This is a genomic window from Kosakonia sp. S42 (genome assembly GCF_016624785.1).
Lineage (GTDB): Bacteria > Pseudomonadota > Gammaproteobacteria > Enterobacterales > Enterobacteriaceae > Kosakonia > Kosakonia cowanii.
Genome location: NZ_JACVTW010000007.1, coordinates 1 through 15,812, shown reverse-complemented (window position 1 = coordinate 15,812; position 15,812 = coordinate 1). Strand labels below are relative to the sequence as shown.

Annotated in this window: 14 protein-coding genes; 8 read left to right on the top strand and 6 right to left on the bottom strand. The window is 56.2% G+C overall.

The genetic code is table 11. The features are described 5' to 3' along the window. Positions 1-95 precede the first annotated feature (95 nt). On the bottom strand, positions 96-545 hold the full coding sequence (gene mioC, locus IAE50_RS10835) for an FMN-binding protein MioC (RefSeq protein ID WP_200580253.1): 450 nt from the start codon (positions 543-545) through the stop codon (positions 96-98). A gap of 117 nt (positions 546-662) precedes the next feature. Next, a complete protein-coding gene (gene asnC / locus IAE50_RS10830; protein WP_039054911.1) occupies positions 663-1,121 on the bottom strand; it encodes a transcriptional regulator AsnC in 459 nt (152 codons plus the stop codon). Positions 1,122-1,272: 151 nt separating this feature from the next. On the opposite strand from asnC, the gene asnA reads away from it, so the two are divergent. Further along, positions 1,273-2,265 (top strand): aspartate--ammonia ligase, encoded by a 993-nt coding sequence (asnA, locus tag IAE50_RS10825; RefSeq protein ID WP_200580252.1) that lies wholly within the window; start codon positions 1,273-1,275, stop codon positions 2,263-2,265. On the opposite strand, the gene viaA is transcribed toward asnA, so the two are convergent. After that, entirely contained in the window at positions 2,262-3,713 is a 1,452-nt protein-coding gene (gene viaA / locus IAE50_RS10820; protein ID WP_200580251.1) for an ATPase RavA stimulator ViaA, read from the bottom strand. The genes asnA and viaA overlap by 4 nt on opposite strands. Next, a complete protein-coding gene (gene ravA / locus IAE50_RS10815) occupies positions 3,710-5,203 on the bottom strand; it encodes an ATPase RavA (protein ID WP_094422627.1) in 1,494 nt (497 codons plus the stop codon). Before ravA ends, viaA begins: the two co-directional genes overlap by 4 nt. A gap of 223 nt (positions 5,204-5,426) precedes the next feature. Between ravA and kup the strand changes: the two genes are divergently transcribed. The 7 genes from kup to rbsR all read left to right on the top strand — a co-directional run bounded on the left by kup (position 5,427) and on the right by rbsR (position 13,356). After that, entirely contained in the window at positions 5,427-7,295 is a 1,869-nt protein-coding gene (gene kup / locus IAE50_RS10810; protein WP_076769276.1) for a low affinity potassium transporter Kup, read from the top strand. Positions 7,296-7,498: 203 nt separating this feature from the next. After that, the gene (rbsD, locus tag IAE50_RS10805) at positions 7,499-7,918 is read left to right on the top strand and encodes a D-ribose pyranase (RefSeq protein WP_042711919.1); all 420 of its coding nucleotides are present in this window, start codon (positions 7,499-7,501) and stop codon (positions 7,916-7,918) included. 7 nt (positions 7,919-7,925) lie between these two features. Then, positions 7,926-9,431, top strand: coding sequence for a ribose ABC transporter ATP-binding protein RbsA (gene rbsA, locus IAE50_RS10800; protein WP_200580250.1), 1,506 nt, complete (start codon positions 7,926-7,928; stop codon positions 9,429-9,431). Between the two features lie 5 nt (positions 9,432-9,436). Further along, positions 9,437-10,402 (top strand): ribose ABC transporter permease, encoded by a 966-nt coding sequence (gene rbsC, locus IAE50_RS10795; RefSeq protein ID WP_200580249.1) that lies wholly within the window; start codon positions 9,437-9,439, stop codon positions 10,400-10,402. Positions 10,403-10,428: 26 nt separating this feature from the next. Beyond that, complete coding sequence (gene rbsB, locus IAE50_RS10790) at positions 10,429-11,319, top strand: ribose ABC transporter substrate-binding protein RbsB (RefSeq protein ID WP_042711907.1); 891 nt, start codon at positions 10,429-10,431, stop codon at positions 11,317-11,319. A 111-nt stretch (positions 11,320-11,430) separates the two neighbouring features. Continuing rightward, positions 11,431-12,360: a ribokinase gene (gene rbsK, locus IAE50_RS10785; RefSeq protein ID WP_200580328.1), complete on the top strand. Its 930-nt coding sequence runs from the start codon at positions 11,431-11,433 to the stop codon at positions 12,358-12,360. 3 nt (positions 12,361-12,363) lie between these two features. Then, a complete protein-coding gene (gene rbsR, locus IAE50_RS10780; RefSeq protein WP_094192957.1) occupies positions 12,364-13,356 on the top strand; it encodes a ribose operon transcriptional repressor RbsR in 993 nt (330 codons plus the stop codon). Here the strand turns inward: rbsR and mdtD are convergent. Beyond that, positions 13,348-14,751 (bottom strand): multidrug transporter subunit MdtD, encoded by a 1,404-nt coding sequence (gene mdtD / locus IAE50_RS10775; RefSeq protein WP_042711905.1) that lies wholly within the window; start codon positions 14,749-14,751, stop codon positions 13,348-13,350. The two genes, rbsR and mdtD, sit on opposite strands and share 9 nt — an antisense overlap. Before the next feature lie 10 nt (positions 14,752-14,761). Further along, entirely contained in the window at positions 14,762-15,451 is a 690-nt protein-coding gene (locus IAE50_RS10770) for a FadR/GntR family transcriptional regulator (RefSeq protein WP_200580248.1), read from the bottom strand. Positions 15,452-15,812 lie beyond the last annotated feature (361 nt).

Sequence of the window (15,812 nt, the reverse complement as noted above, 5' to 3'; positions counted from 1 at the left end):
ACACAGGGCGGATCGGTGAGCAGAGTTATTCATTGGATAACTACCGGTTAATAAGCGCTTTTAAGCCTAGTTATCCACTGCTGATCGCACGATCTTTACACAATATTGAGCAATTTAATCCAGGATCCCAGCCACTCTTCGGCCGGATCCTCCGGAATATCGTGATCGAGGATGTTGATCTTCAGCGTTTCACCGATCTGTTTGGCACCATTTTTCTTCAGCCCGGCTTCCATTTTTTCGATCGCCTGGCAGAAAGTGTCATATTCACGGCTGCCGATACCGATCGCGCCAAAGCGAATCTGCGACAGATCCGGTTTCAGTTCATCAAGCTCTTCATACATTGGCAGCAGGTTGTCCGGGATATCGCCCGCGCCGTGGGTGGAAGTGACCACCAGCCAGAGCCCCTGCTGCGGCAAATCCTCTAATAACGGCCCATGGAACGTAAAGGTATTGAACCCTGCTTCCTCCAGCTTTTCAGCCAGATGTTCTGCCACGTATTCCGCACCGCCAAGGGTGCTGCCGCTAATAAGAGTAATGTCTGCCATGAATCCGCTCCGTTATAGTCGCCCTGCGGCGACAAAGTGGGGCGTATTGTACGCTGTGAATGAGCTGGGATCTACCTGTGGACAATGCGGGTATTGATCGTGGATGAAAACGCCCGGTTACGGGCGGATCGTGCGCATGATGGGGTTTTGCAAGGAGATCAATGTCTCGGTGGACTGGATTTCATCAATGGTCTGGATCTTGTTGATAAGTACCTGTTGCAGTGCGTCGATCGAGCGGCACATCACTTTAATAAAGATGCTGTAGTGCCCGGTGGTGTAGTAGGCTTCCGTCACTTCTTCCAGACTCTCCAGTTTGGCCAGCGCTGAGGGGTAATCTTTGGCGCTCTTCAAAATGATGCCGATAAAGCAGCAGACATCATAACCGAGTTGCTTCGGGCTGACGTCGATGCGCGCGCCGGTGATAATACCCGCCTGCTTCATCTTCTCTACCCGCACATGAATGGTGCCTGGGCTGACGCCGAACTGCTTCGCCAGTTCAGCATACGCCGTACGGGCATTGGCCATTAACGCTTCGAGGATGCCGCGATCCAGATTGTCGATCTGATAATTTTCCATACGTTTTTCTTATGTAGATTAATGATTCATTCTATTTTAGCCGGCTATTTTAGCGATTCAAAAGCCTGTTGGCCTTTTTAATTGTGGATTATTGAACTTACGCCTGTTTCTGTTGCTTAATTGCAAGCCTACGCAGACAGGAGTTAAAAAAATGAAAACCGCCTACATCGCAAAACAACGCCAGATTACCTTCGTGAAATCCTTCTTCTCTCGCCAGCTGGAAGAGAAACTGGGCCTGATTGAAGTGCAGGCACCGATCCTCAGCCGGGTAGGGGATGGCACGCAGGATAACCTGTCGGGTTGCGAGAAAGCGGTACAGGTCAATGTGAAAACGCTGCCGGATGCCCGCTTTGAGGTGGTGCACTCGCTGGCAAAGTGGAAACGTCAGACGCTGGGGCAACACGATTTCAGCGCGGGTGAGGGGCTTTACACCCATATGAAAGCCCTGCGCCCCGATGAAGATCGCCTCTCTCCCATTCACTCCGTGTATGTGGATCAGTGGGACTGGGAGCGCGTATTGGGTGACGGTCAGCGCCAGCTGGCGACCCTGAAATCGACCGTTGAAGCGATCTGGTCCGGGATCAAAGCGACTGAAGCAGCAGTTAGCGAAGCGTTTGGTCTGGCACCGTTCCTGCCAGAGCAGATCCACTTCGTGCACAGCGAAACGCTGCTCAGCCGCTTCCCGCACTTAGATGCGAAAGGGCGCGAAAAAGCGATCGCTAAAGAGTTGGGCGCCGTCTTTTTGATGGGGATTGGCGGCAAGCTTAGCGATGGCAAGCGTCACGATGTTCGCGCGCCGGATTATGATGACTGGAGCACGCCAGCCGAAGCCGGTTTCAGCGGCCTCAACGGCGATATCCTGGTGTGGAACCCGGTGCTGGAGGATGCACTGGAGCTTTCATCGATGGGAATCCGCGTTGACGCCGAAGCGCTGAAGCGCCAGCTGAAACTGACCGGCGATGAAGAGAGGCTGCAACTCGACTGGCACCAGGCGCTGCTGCGCGGTGAGATGCCGCAAACCATCGGCGGCGGCATTGGTCAGTCGCGCCTCACCATGCTGCTGTTACAACTCTCGCACATCGGCCAGGTGCAGTGCGGCGTATGGCCCGCCGCCGTGCGCGACGAGATTGCCGGCCTGCTTTAACGCCGCCAGCGGCGCAGCAAGCGGCTGCGCATCCCGGTATCAAAGCGCCAGATATGGTCAAAGATGCGCATGATGCCGGGTTTACCGTGGGCTGACATCGCCACCGCGTGAAAGCGGTGTTGATGCAGCTGTTGTAGCTCCTTTACCTTACCGATCACCTCGTCCGGCAGCCGCTGGGCGATAAAGTCAGAGATCACCACCGCGTCGGCGTCATACCATTCGCCGCCCTGCATCCGCTCGATCACCGCCCGAAAGCAGCTCGCCAGATCGGTGCCGCCGCGAAAGCGCTGGCTCAGAAAGCGGATCGCCTGCTCCAGCCCGCTATCGCAGGTCAGTTCATAACGCACCACTTCGCTGGAGAAGAGCATAATAAAGCAGCGCCGTTTGTCGGCCAGCGCCACGCGCATCAACGCCAGGCAGAAGGCTTTCGCGCACTGTTCGTTGAAGCCGCCCATGGAACCGGAGGTGTCGACGCAGACAATAAATGGCCCGCGCGGCTGCTCATCAAAATCCTGATGAATCACCGGACGCTCAGTGATCTTTTCGTGCCAGGCATCGCCGTGAAGCCGGTAGGTCAGCAGCTGCTTCTCCACCAGCCGCCGATAAAACTCATACTCCAGCTCGGTGATGCCGAGGGTCGCCAGTTCAGGCGGCAGCAGGCGCAGGATATCGTCGCTTTGATGCAGGCCATCGACCTGCTCCGGCACCGTTGACGGCTCGCGCACCATGCTGCGGAAGGTCTCCATCGGAGCATCTTTGCGCGGTACCGAACGCGCCTCCCGCGAACGGCCCAGTTGCTCTGCCAGCTGCTGGAGTTCGGGCTGCTCTTTAAGGAAATCACCATATTTGACGATCAGCTGGTAATCACCGCGTTTAAGCTGCCCGGCGCTCATATCCCATAACCTGCCGGCCGCGTTCTCATTTTCAATCAACACCGGTTCAAGCTGGCCGCTGAGGGTCATGCGCGCCTGCACTTCACTCAGCAGTTGTTCGCGCTCCTCCTCCAGCAGTTGCTGGTTAAAGGCGGTAGTTTGCACCACCAGGCTCAGACGCCAGCGCTGAAGAAAGAGCGTATGCAGTGCCGGGGTGAAAGCGGGGTTATCGGTGACCATCTGGCGAGCCTGCGCCGCGAAAGGGGATTGCACCTTATCAAGCAGGGCCAGGGTTTGCGGCAGCTGAACGGTAAACTGCGAGGTGGAGAGCAACTGGCTCTGCTGAAAAGCGAGCACCTCTTCCGCCAGCGTTTTGGGTACTTCCGCCTCTTTAAGGTGCTTTTTTAGCGCTTCGCGCCAGCGCGGCAGATCTTCCGTAATGGCATGCTTGAGCTTGGGAAACTTTTCAAAAAAGATCGCCAGCTGCGGCGAGGCCAGTAAGAGGATAATAAGATCCTCTATCAACGCCTCTTCGCTGATGGTCAGCATCACATTGAGCGTATCGAGTGGGATCATTGACGCGCCTGTTGGATCTGCGCTCTGACATCCTGCAGGCTGGCTTCAATGCGACCCAACCAGTCGCTGGAGATAAACAGACACTTCTGCTGTTCGCTAAAGCGGGTGTGCTGCTGGTGCCAGGTGGTGTCCAGCGCCTCCAGCTGCTGCCTGATCTCATCCGGCACGTTCTCTGACGCCGTGCCCGGCAGCGCCAGGCGCGAACTCTGCAAACTGACATCGCGCACCAGCAGGTGCTGACTGGCATCCACTTCCATATTAAGCGGCTGAGCAAAGCCAATCCCGTTAAGCTTGCCGCGGATCTCGCCCCCTTTCGCCAGCCACTGCTCCAGCGCGCTGCGCTCAAGGGTAATGTGGATAACGTTAAGATCGTGCAGTTTCAGCGGTTGCTGTAGCAGAAGCGTCAGCACCGGCTCGGTCAGATCCGCAGGAAGTTCGTAATGGGGACGACGGCTGAACATGCCGCCCTGACGTTCCACTCTGAGGGCGGTTTTATCGCTTTGCTGCTGCTGAAGTTGCAGGTGTCGCTGGGCTATCGCACTCAGTTGCGTCACCATCGCCTGTTGCTGCCAGGCGTGCCCGGTCATCAAAACGTCAAGCTGCTGTTGCAGCAGGCGCAGGCTTTCCGCGTCGTGCCACAGGCAATCTTTCAGCAAAATCAGATCGATGGGGGCCACCGCGTCGCGGCCGCTGAACAGGGCGCTGGCCTGCAACAGGCGAATCGCTTTTTTCCAGCGCCGGTCGGAAACATACGGCGCGTTCGGCAGGGTATCGAGCTGCTGGCGCAGGGTGTAAATCAGCTCAAACACCGGTTCCGGCAGCGCCACCTGCGAAATGTCATGCTGCCAGCGGATGTACTCTTCATCGGTGATTTGCAGCTCTGCCGGTACCGGGTTTTCACTCTCACTCTGCTGGCTGATAAGCATTGAGCGGAAGTTGCTCTTCTCCTGTACTTTGTCGAGCCAGAGACGAATCAGCATGCGGTCATAGAGCGCTTCGAGGCTGCTGTCCGCTTCCGGGAGTTCGTTAGAGGCCGCCACCAGCAAGCGCATCGGAATGTGATCTTCGCTGGCGCCGTTACGAAAACGGCGTTCGTTAATGGCGGTCAGCAAGGTGTTAAGGATCGCCGGGCCTGCTTTCCAGATTTCATCCAGAAAGACGATTTCCGCTTCCGGTAAATAGCCGCTTGTGAGACGCTCATAGCGACCTTCATCTTTCAGCGCCTGAATGGAAAGTGGGCCGAAAACCTCTTCCGGCGTGGAGAAACGGGTCATTAAATATTCAAAAGCGCGGGCATCTTTAAAGGCGAATTTCAGGCGGCGGGCAATCAGGCTTTTGGCGATGCCCGGTGGACCCAGCAGGAATACGCTTTCGCCGCTCAGGGCGGCGAGTAAACAGAGCCTGATCGCATGGCTGCGCTCAAACAGGCCTTTCTCCAGCGCGCTGCTGAGGCGGGAAATTCTTTCTGCTAATAGATGTAAGTGAGCCATAATGAATCTGCGTCCTTTCGCCGTGGTTTCCGGCTTGTCAGAGCGATTATAAACGTTCCTGAAAGTGCCTGTAATAGACTGAAGAACGGCTTTGTTTTCATTGAGCCAGATTAATGTGGTTGCATTTAGGGGTACGATTCCGTCGATAATCGTGCATACTGTGCGCTTTTTGTGGGCCAAGGGACTAAGCACACATAATTGCATTCAATCAAAAGATTAGTCTATGAGCACTGATAAGAAACAATCGTTACCCGCGGTCACTCTCGCGGCAATTGGGGTTGTCTACGGTGATATTGGTACCAGCCCACTCTATACACTGCGTGAATGTTTATCTGGCCAGTTCGGCTTCGGCGTTGAGCGCGATGCCGTCTTTGGCTTCCTGTCGCTGATTTTCTGGCTACTGGTTTTTGTCGTCTCGATTAAGTACCTCACCTTCGTAATGCGGGCGGATAACGCCGGTGAAGGCGGGATCCTGACGCTGATGTCGCTGGCCGGGCGTAACACCTCCGCCAGGATGACCTCGGTGCTGGTGATTATGGGCCTGATCGGCGGCAGCTTCTTCTATGGCGAAGTGGTAATTACGCCCGCCATCTCGGTGATGTCGGCCATCGAAGGCCTTGAGATTGTCGCCCCCTCCCTCGACACGTGGATTGTGCCCCTTTCCATCGTGGTGCTGACGCTGCTGTTTGCGATTCAAAAACATGGCACCGGGCTGGTGGGCAAACTCTTCGCGCCGATTATGCTGGCGTGGTTTTTGATTCTGGCGGTGCTCGGCGTACGCAGCATTATTGCCAACCCGGAAGTGCTGCAGGCGCTTAACCCGATGTGGGCGGTTAACTTCTTCTTGCAGTACAAAGCCATTTCGTTTGTTGCCCTCGGTGCGGTAGTGCTCTCTATTACCGGCGTGGAAGCGCTCTACGCGGATATGGGCCACTTCGGTAAGCTGCCGATCCGCGTGGCGTGGTTTAGCGTGGTGCTGCCATCGCTGGTGCTGAACTACTTTGGCCAGGGCGCGCTGCTGCTGAAAACTCCCGAAGCGATTAAAAACCCCTTCTTCCTGTTAGCCCCTGAGTGGGCGCTGATCCCTATGCTGATTATCGCCACGCTGGCGACGGTGATTGCTTCGCAGGCGGTAATTTCCGGTGTCTTCTCCCTGACGCGCCAGGCGGTACGCCTTGGTTATCTGGCGCCGATGCGGATTATTCACACCTCGGAGATGGAGTCCGGGCAGATCTATATTCCGTTTATCAACTGGCTGCTTTACTTCGCGGTGGTGCTGGTGATTGTCAGCTTTGAACACTCCAGCAACCTGGCGGCGGCGTATGGTATTGCGGTGACCGGTACCATGGTGCTGACCACCATGCTCTTCACCACCGTGGCGCGCAAAAACTGGCACTGGAATAAGATTCTGGTCGGCATGCTGCTGCTCTTCTTCCTCTGCATCGATGTGCCGCTCTTCTCGGCGAACCTCGATAAGATTGTCTCCGGCGGCTGGCTGCCATTGAGCCTCGGTCTGGTGATGTTCCTGGTGATGACCACCTGGAAGAGCGAGCGGTTCCGCCTGCTGCGCCGGATGCATGAGCACGGTAACTCGCTGGAAGCGATGATCGCTTCATTGGAGAAATCGCCGCCGGTACGTGTGCCGGGAACAGCGGTCTATATGTCCCGCGCGCTTAACGTCATTCCTTTTGCGATGATGCATAACTTGAAGCACAACAAGGTGCTGCATGAGCGTGTGATCCTGCTGACGCTGCGTACTGAAGATGCGCCGTATGTGCATAACGTTCGCCGCGTGCAGATTGAGCAGCTTTCGCCCACTTTCTGGCGCGTAGTGGCAAGCTACGGCTGGCGCGAAACGCCGAACGTCGAAGAGGTGTTCCACCGCTGCGGGCTGGAAGGGCTGAGTTGCCGGATGATGGAAACCTCCTTCTTTATGTCCCACGAGTCGCTGATCCTCGGCAAACGCCCGTGGTATCTGCGCCTGCGCGGCAAGCTCTACCTGGTATTGCAGCGCAACGCCCTGCGCGCGCCGGACCAGTTTGAGATCCCACCTAACCGGGTTATCGAACTCGGTACGCAGGTCGAAATTTGACACCTCTCAAACCCCTCCCTAAGAGGGGTTTTTGCTCTCATTTGCTATAAATTTACCTTAAGAGAGTCGCGCTGCTTTTTTCACCACTCTGTTGAGCGAAACGTTTCGATTCCGATCACACTTCTTCAATCAGGCGATAGTTTTCAGAACATTCTTCGTACTACACTGCCGTCAGCGAAACGTTTCGCTCATGGAGCAAAAATATGAAAAAAGGTTGTGTTCTGAACGCTGATATTTCGTCTGTCATCTCTCGTCTTGGTCATACCGATACGCTGGTGGTGTGTGATGCCGGGTTGCCGGTGCCGCGCAGTGCGCAACGCATTGATATGGCGTTAACCCAGGGCGTGCCTTCCTTTATGCAGGTGCTGGAAGTGGTGACCGCAGAAATGCAGGTTGAGGCCGCAATCATCGCGTCGGAGATCAAGCAGTTGAATCCGCAACTCCACGAAACGTTGCTCACTCACCTTGAGCAGCTGCAGCAACACCAGGGGAATACCATCGAAGTGCGGTACGTTACGCACGAACAATTCAAAAAAGAGACCGCAGGTAGTCAGGCGGTTATTCGCAGCGGGGAGTGTTCCCCGTTTGCGAATATCATTCTCTGTGCCGGCGTCACCTTCTGAGGCGATCATGGACGCATTACTGCAACTTAAAGGCATTGATAAATCCTTTCCCGGCGTTAAAGCCCTCTCTGGCGCGGCGCTGAACGTCTATTCCGGCCGCGTGATGGCGCTGGTCGGCGAAAATGGCGCCGGAAAGTCGACAATGATGAAAGTGCTGACCGGCATCTACAGCCGTGACGCCGGTTCGCTGCTCTGGCTGGGTAAAGAGACCACCTTCAGCGGGCCAAAATCCTCTCAGGAAGCGGGCATCGGCATTATTCACCAGGAGCTGAACCTGATTCCGCAGCTCACCATTGCTGAGAACATCTTTCTTGGCCGCGAGTTTGTTAACCGCTTCGGCAAAATCGACTGGAAAAAGATGTTCGCCGAAGCCAACACCCTGCTGACCAAACTCAATCTGCGCTTTAAAAGCGATCGCACGGTAGGTGAACTCTCCATCGGCGATCAGCAGATGGTCGAAATCGCCAAAGTGATGAGCTATGAGTCGCAGGTCATCATTATGGATGAGCCGACCGATGCGCTGACCGATACCGAAACCGAGTCGCTGTTTCGCGTGATCCGCGAACTGAAAGCGCAGGGGCGCGGCATCGTCTATATCTCCCACCGTATGAAAGAGATCTTCGAGATTTGCGATGACGTCACCGTGTTTCGCGACGGGCAGTTTATTGCCGAGCGCGAAGTGGCAACGCTAACGGAAGATACGCTGATTGAGATGATGGTTGGCCGCAAACTGGAAGATCAATACCCGCGGCTGGACAAAGCGCCGGGCGAGGTGCGTTTGACGGTCGATAATCTCTGCGGGCCCGGGGTTAATAACGTCAGCTTTACGCTGCGCAAAGGCGAGATCCTCGGCGTGGCCGGGCTGATGGGCGCCGGGCGTACGGAGCTGATGAAAGTGCTGTATGGCGCACTGCCGCGTACCAGCGGATATGTCACCCTCGACGGTCACGAAGTGATCACCAAAACGCCGCAGGATGGGCTGGCGAACGGCATTGTCTACATCTCTGAAGACCGTAAGCGCGACGGGCTGGTGCTCGGCATGTCGGTAAAAGAGAACATGTCGTTGACCGCGCTGCGCTACTTCAGCCGCACGGGCGGCAACCTTAAGCATAAAGAAGAGCAGCAGGCGGTAAGTGATTTTATTCGTCTCTTCAATGTTAAAACGCCATCAATGGAGCAGCCGATCGGTCTGCTCTCCGGTGGTAATCAACAAAAAGTGGCGATTGCGCGCGGTCTGATGACTCGCCCGAAAGTGCTGATCCTCGATGAGCCCACGCGCGGCGTGGACGTCGGAGCGAAGAAAGAGATTTACCAACTTATTAACCAGTTCAAGGCCGATGGCCTGAGCATCATTCTTGTTTCGTCGGAAATGCCGGAGGTGTTGGGCATGAGCGATCGCATCATGGTGATGCATGAAGGGCATCTCGGCGGGGAATTCACGCGCGAGCAGGCCACTCAGGAAGTGTTGATGGCTGCCGCTGTGGGCAAGCTTAATCGTGTGAATCAGGAGTAAGAGAGATGACTACCCAGGCCGTTTCTGGTCGCCGCTATTTCAGCAAAGCGTGGCTGATGGAACAAAAATCGCTGATCGCCCTGCTGGTGCTGATCGCCATCGTTTCGACCATGAGTCCCAACTTTTTTACCGTCAATAACCTGTTGAATATTCTCCAGCAGACCTCTGTGAACGCCATTATGGCGGTGGGCATGACGCTGGTGATCCTGACCTCGGGGATCGATCTGTCCGTCGGTTCTCTGCTGGCGCTCACCGGTGCGGTCGCCGCTTCGCTGGTGGGTATGGAGGTGAATGCGCTGGTGGCGGTCGCCGGTGCGCTGGCGCTGGGTGCGGCGGTGGGTGCTGTGACCGGCACCATCGTCGCCAAAGGCCGCGTGCAGGCATTTATTGCCACACTGGTGATGATGCTGCTGCTGCGCGGCGTGACGCTGGTTTACACCAACGGCAGCCCCGCCAACACCGGCTTTACCGCTAACGCCGATATTTTTGGCTGGTTCGGTATCGGTCGCCCGCTCGGCGTGCCAGCGCCGGTGTGGATCATGGCCGTGGTCTTTATTGCCGCCTGGTATCTGTTACATCACACCCGTCTGGGGCGCTACATTTATGCGCTGGGCGGTAACGAAGCGGCGACCCGTCTCTCGGGTATCAGCGTCGATAAAGTCAAAATCATCGTCTACTCCCTGAGCGGCCTGCTGGCTTCGCTGGCGGGCATTATCGAAGTTGCGCGTCTCTCCTCAGCGCAGCCGACTGCGGGCGCGGGTTATGAACTGGATGCGATTGCCGCAGTCGTGCTGGGCGGTACCAGCCTTGCCGGCGGGAAAGGTCGTATTGTTGGGACATTGATCGGCGCATTGATTCTTGGCTTCCTCAATAATGGCCTGAATTTGTTGAGCGTTTCTTCCTATTACCAGATGATCGTTAAAGCAGTGGTGATTCTGCTGGCGGTGCTGGTAGACAACAAAAAGCAGTAATTCCCTACACAACAGGACTCATGAACATGAACATGAAAAAACTGGCCACTCTGGTTTCTGCTGTTGCCCTGAGCGCCACGGTAAGTGCGAACGCGATGGCGAAAGACTCTATTGCTCTGGTGATCTCGACCCTGAATAACCCGTTCTTCGTCTCGCTGAAGGATGGCGCGCAGAAAGAGGCCGACAAACTGGGTTATGACCTGGTGGTGCTGGACTCGCAGAACAACCCGGCGAAAGAGCTGGCCAACGTCCAGGATTTAACCGTTCGCGGCACCAAGCTGCTGCTGATCAACCCGACCGATTCCGATGCGGTTGGTAACGCCATTAAGATGGCTAACCAGGCCAAAATCCCGGTGATCACGCTTGACCGCGTCGCTAGCAGCGGTGAAGTAGTAAGCCATATCGCCTCTGATAACGTGCTCGGCGGTAAAATCGCTGGTGATTACATCGCCAAGAAAGCGGGCGAAGGCGCGAAAGTGATCGAGCTGCAGGGCATTGCCGGGACCTCCGCCGCGCGTGAGCGTGGTGAAGGCTTCCAGCAGGCGGTCGCTGCGCACAAATTCAATGTCCTTGCCAGCCAGCCGGCTGACTTCGACCGCACCAAAGGTCTGAACGTGATGCAGAACCTGCTGACCGCGCATCCGGATGTGCAGGCGGTATTCGCCCAGAACGATGAGATGGCCCTCGGTGCGCTGCGCGCGCTGCAGACCGCGGGCAAAAGCGACGTGATGGTAGTCGGTTTTGACGGTACGCCGGATGGCGAAAAAGCGGTAAACGATGGCAAACTGGCCGCCACCGTTGCCCAGCTGCCGGAGCAGATTGGCGCGAAAGGCGTTGATACCGCAGACAAAGTGTTGAAAGGCGAAAAAGTTTACGCTAAAAATCCGGTTGACCTGAAACTGGTCATCAAGCAGTAACAGAACGTTCAGGCTCGATGTACGTTCTGTCAGCCTGAGGGACAAGGTAATAAAAGAAAAGCATGGCACGCGCCACCGTTCGCGGTGGCGCACTTTATGGACACGCTCATCATGAAAACCGCAGGCAAACTCGTCGTTCTTGGCAGTATCAATGCCGATCACATTCTTAACCTTGAATCTTTCCCGACACCCGGCGAAACCGTAACCGGCAACCACTATCAGGTTGCGTTCGGCGGCAAAGGGGCCAATCAGGCGGTGGCGGCCGGACGCAGCGGCGCGGATATCGCCTTTATCGCCTGCACCGGCGATGACGATACCGGCGCGCGGGTGCGTAAGCAGCTCGCCAGCGACAACATTGATGTGGCGCCTGTCAGCGTGGTTGCGGGTGAGTCGACCGGCGTGGCGCTGATTTTCGTTAACGGCGAAGGGGAGAATGTCATCGGTATTCATGCCGGCGCGAATGCCGCGCTCTCCACCGAACGCGTGGCAGAGCAGCAGACCTTAATTGCAGAGGCGTCGGCGCTGTTAATGCAACTGGAATCACCGGTTGAGAGCGTGCTGGCGGCAGCCCGTATTGCTCAGCAGAACCAGACTACGGTCGCGCTAAACCCCGCGCCCGCCCGGCAACTCTCCGATGAGCTGCTGGCGCTGGTGGATATCATTACCCCTAACGAAACCGAAGCAGAAAAACTCACCGGCATCGCGGTTTCCAGTGATGAAGATGCGGCGCGTGCCGCGCGGGTGCTGCATGATAAAGGCATCCGTACGGTCATCATTACTCTCGGCAGCCGCGGCGTGTGGGCCAGCGTAAACGGTGAAGGCAAGCGCGTACCGGGTTTCAAGGTGAAAGCCATTGATACCATCGCCGCGGGCGACACCTTTAACGGCGCGCTGATGACTGCACTACTGGAAGAGAAACCGCTGGATGAAGCGATCCGCTTCGCCCATGCGGCGGCGGCTATTGCCGTGACGCGCAAAGGGGCGCAGCCTTCGGTTCCGTGGCGTAATGAGATTGATGATTTTCTTGCTCAGCAGGGGTGACGCGTGGCCACCATGAAGGATGTTGCCCGCCTGGCGGGCGTTTCTACCTCTACCGTCTCCCACGTTATTAATAACGATCGCTTTGTCAGTGAGGCGATTCGCGAGAAGGTAGACGCCGCGATCACGTCGCTGAACTATGCGCCTTCCGCGGTGGCGCGCAGCCTGAAGCTTAAACAGACGCGCACGATTGGGATGCTGATCACCGCCAGTACCAACCCTTTTTACTCTGAGCTAGTGCGCGGGGTAGAGCGCAGCTGCTTCGAGCGTGGCTACAGCCTGGTGTTATGCAATACCGAAGGCGATGAGCAGCGAATGAATCGCAATCTGGAAACGCTGATGCAAAAGCGCGTCGACGGGCTGCTTCTGCTCTGCACCGAAACGCATCAGCCTTCGCAAGTCATCATGAGCCGTTACCCCTCAATTCCCACCGTGATGATGGACTGGGCGCCGTTCGATGGCGACAGCGATCTGATTCAGGATAACTCGCTGCTGGGCGGCATGATGGCGACGGAGTATCTCATTCATAAAGGGATGACGCGTATCGCCTGTATTACCGGCCCGCTGGATAAAACGCCCTCCCGGCTGCGACTGGAGGGGTACCGCGAGGCGATGGCGCGCGCCGGGCTAACGATTCGCGACGGCGACGAGATCGAGAGTGATTTTGAGTTCGGCGGTGGCCTGACGGCGATGCAGCGTTTGCTGGCGATGGATGAGCGCCCGCAGGCGGTGTTTATCGGCAATGATGCGATGGCGGTCGGCGCTTATCAGGCGCTCTACCAGGCGGGGCTGTCGATCCCGCAGGATATGGCGATTGTCGGTTACGACGATATCGAGCTGGCGCGCTATATGACGCCGCCGCTCACCACCATCCATCAGCCAAAGGATGAACTGGGTGAGCTGGCGATTGATGTGCTGATCCACCGTATTGCCGACCCGAGCCTGCAACAACAGCGTCTGCAACTGACACCGGTCTTGATGGAGCGCGGCTCAGCCTGATTTTTTGTGGCGCTCCTTGATCAGGTTGCGGCCATCTTTCGCCTTCAGCAGCATAAAGGTTAAAGCGGAGACCACCGTTACTGCGCCCATCGTAATAAAGGTGTAGTGGAACTGCTCAACGGTGTTGGTGCCATCCACCCCTTCATAAAAACGCAGCACCGCTGCGCTCACGGCTACACCGAGGCTTATAGACAACTGCTGCGTTACCGCCAGCACGCTATTGCCACTACTGGCGTTTTCATCCGTTAAGTCGGCAAGGGAGATGGTGTTCATGGCGGTAAACTGCGTCGACATCGCCATGCCTAATATGAACAGCGGCAGCACCAGCATCCAGATCGCCATCGCCTGAGTTTGCAGGGCGAACTGCGCAATCATTACGCCAATAAAGAGCGTGACGCCAACCAGCGTTTTGCGATAGCCAAACCAGCGCAGGATCTGCGTGACGGTCGATTTTGCCAGAATAGAACCCAGCGCGGTCGGTGCCATCATGCAGCCAGCAATTAGCGCCGGATAGCCAAAGCCCACCTGCAACATCAGTGGCATTAAGAAAGGAACGCACCCGGTACCGAGGCGCGAGGCGATATTCCCGGCGATACCGACGGAGAAGGTGCGGGTCTTAAACAGGTTGAGCGAGATGAGCGGCGTCGGGTGGCGGCGGGCATGGCGAATATAGAGCAGCAGTAGGGCGATGCCGCTGAAGATAATGCTCAGGGCAAGCCAGGTTTCGACCACTTTCTCACCGAACAGCTCCATCCCGCTGGAGAAGAGCACCAGGCTTAAGCCGAATAACAGGAAGCCCCACATATCAAAGCTGCGGCGCGGGGTGGTGAAGTTCGGCATATATTTACGCGCGTAGAGCAACCCGGCGACACCAATGGGAATATTAATCAGGAAGATCCAGTGCCAGCTTGCCCAGGTAACCAGCACGCCGCCCATTACCGGGCCAAGAATCGGCCCGACCAGCCCCGGCATGGTGACAAAGTTGAGCACCGGCAGTAATTCACTGCGCGGATAGGCGCGCAGCAGGGCGAGGCGCGCGACCGGCATCATCATCGCCCCGCCAATCCCCTGAATCACGCGGAAGACAACCAGCATGCCCAGGGAGTTGGAGAGGGCGCAAGCCAGCGAGCCGAGGGTGAAGAGGCTGACGGCTAACATAAAGATACGTCGCGTGCCGAAGCGGTCGGCCAGCCAGCCGCTGACGGGGATCAGCATCGCGACGGTCAGGGTGTAGCTAATGATCGCGGACTGCATCGCCAGCGGCGAACGGTTAAGACTTTGTGCAATAGCGGGGAGGGCGGTGTTAAGGATGGTGGCGTCGAGCGCCTGCATAAAAAAGGCCATCGCGGCTATCCACGGCAGCCCGGCCATACTGCGCCCTTTCTTCTTTGTCATACTCATTCCTTTAATTAGGCGAATTCAACAATCTCTGGCACGCCTGAAACGCACTATCCCCGTCGCTTTCCTGAATCGCATCGACGATAGCCTGGTGAAGGTCCAGCTTAATCACTTCGTTTTCAGTAATAGAGGTGAAGTAAGTATGGTAAACCGAGTGGAAAAGTGTGGCGAAAGACATAAGGAAAGGATTACCGCTCATGGTGTAGATATGTTCATGCCACGCCATGTCCACCTCTATCCAGCGTTCCCGGTTAAACGTCTTCTTCAGACACACCATCTCTTCCATTAATGTATTCAGATACGCCTTTTGCCCGGCACTTGCCAGTGTGGCAGCGAGAAGGCACGCCTGCGGCTCGAGGCTGGCGCGCATAACGAGAAAGTGTTGGATCACTTCCTGGAAATTGTCTTCACTCATCCACCATGAGAGAAGTTCGGTATCAAGGAAGTTCCAGTTCCCCTTCGGCATCACGCGCGTGCCGATACGCGGGCGGGGTAAGACCATCCCCTTCGCGGTTAATGTCTTTATTGCCTCTCTTACTGCGGTACGGCTTACGCCAAACGTCTCACCGAGCTCCATCTCGCCGGGCAAAATGGTTCCCGGCGCGTACTCACCTTTCAGGATCTGCTGCGCCAGTTTCTCGGCTATGACCCAGGAGATGTTTTTCTGCGCGGCAAGTTGCTGTGCGTTTAAAGGCATTTCTCACTTCCTTCTTCTTTATTTCACTCGGTAGTATGCCATTCGATATCTATAAGTGGTGGTAAAAACAGCGATACCTGCTATTTATGCCGCTTTTAACCGCACTTTGTTGAAAAAAAACACGGTTGAAAAGTTTTTTGAAATTAGGGGTTGTCAGCAGGAATTAACTCCCTATAATGCGCCTCCACTGACACGGCACAACGGCAAACACACCGGCCTGTCAGGTGAAGAATTCTGAAAATAATCAGTTGACTTCACAGCGGGAAAGCGTAATATGCACACCCCGCGCCGCTGCGAAAAGCGAAGCGGCACTGCTCTTTAACAATTTATCAGACAATCTGTGTGGGCACTCAGGTGACAT

What these genes read in the sequence shown, in the direction of transcription:
- rbsC (WP_200580249.1), top strand. Translation starts at nt 9,437, where the DNA reads ATGACTACCCAGGCCGTTTCTGGTCGCCGCTATTTCAGCAAAGCGTGG.
- kup (WP_076769276.1), top strand. Translation starts at nt 5,427, where the DNA reads ATGAGCACTGATAAGAAACAATCGTTACCCGCGGTCACTCTCGCGGCA.
- asnC (WP_039054911.1), bottom strand. Translation starts at nt 1,121, where the DNA reads ATGGAAAATTATCAGATCGACAATCTGGATCGCGGCATCCTCGAAGCG.
- rbsB (WP_042711907.1), top strand. Translation starts at nt 10,429, where the DNA reads ATGAACATGAAAAAACTGGCCACTCTGGTTTCTGCTGTTGCCCTGAGC.
- rbsK (WP_200580328.1), top strand. Translation starts at nt 11,431, where the DNA reads ATGAAAACCGCAGGCAAACTCGTCGTTCTTGGCAGTATCAATGCCGAT.
- rbsA (WP_200580250.1), top strand. Translation starts at nt 7,926, where the DNA reads ATGGACGCATTACTGCAACTTAAAGGCATTGATAAATCCTTTCCCGGC.
- mdtD (WP_042711905.1), bottom strand. Translation starts at nt 14,751, where the DNA reads ATGACAAAGAAGAAAGGGCGCAGTATGGCCGGGCTGCCGTGGATAGCC.
- IAE50_RS10770 (WP_200580248.1), bottom strand. Translation starts at nt 15,451, where the DNA reads ATGCCTTTAAACGCACAGCAACTTGCCGCGCAGAAAAACATCTCCTGG.
- asnA (WP_200580252.1), top strand. Translation starts at nt 1,273, where the DNA reads ATGAAAACCGCCTACATCGCAAAACAACGCCAGATTACCTTCGTGAAA.
- rbsD (WP_042711919.1), top strand. Translation starts at nt 7,499, where the DNA reads ATGAAAAAAGGTTGTGTTCTGAACGCTGATATTTCGTCTGTCATCTCT.
- mioC (WP_200580253.1), bottom strand. Translation starts at nt 545, where the DNA reads ATGGCAGACATTACTCTTATTAGCGGCAGCACCCTTGGCGGTGCGGAA.
- viaA (WP_200580251.1), bottom strand. Translation starts at nt 3,713, where the DNA reads ATGATCCCACTCGATACGCTCAATGTGATGCTGACCATCAGCGAAGAG.
- ravA (WP_094422627.1), bottom strand. Translation starts at nt 5,203, where the DNA reads ATGGCTCACTTACATCTATTAGCAGAAAGAATTTCCCGCCTCAGCAGC.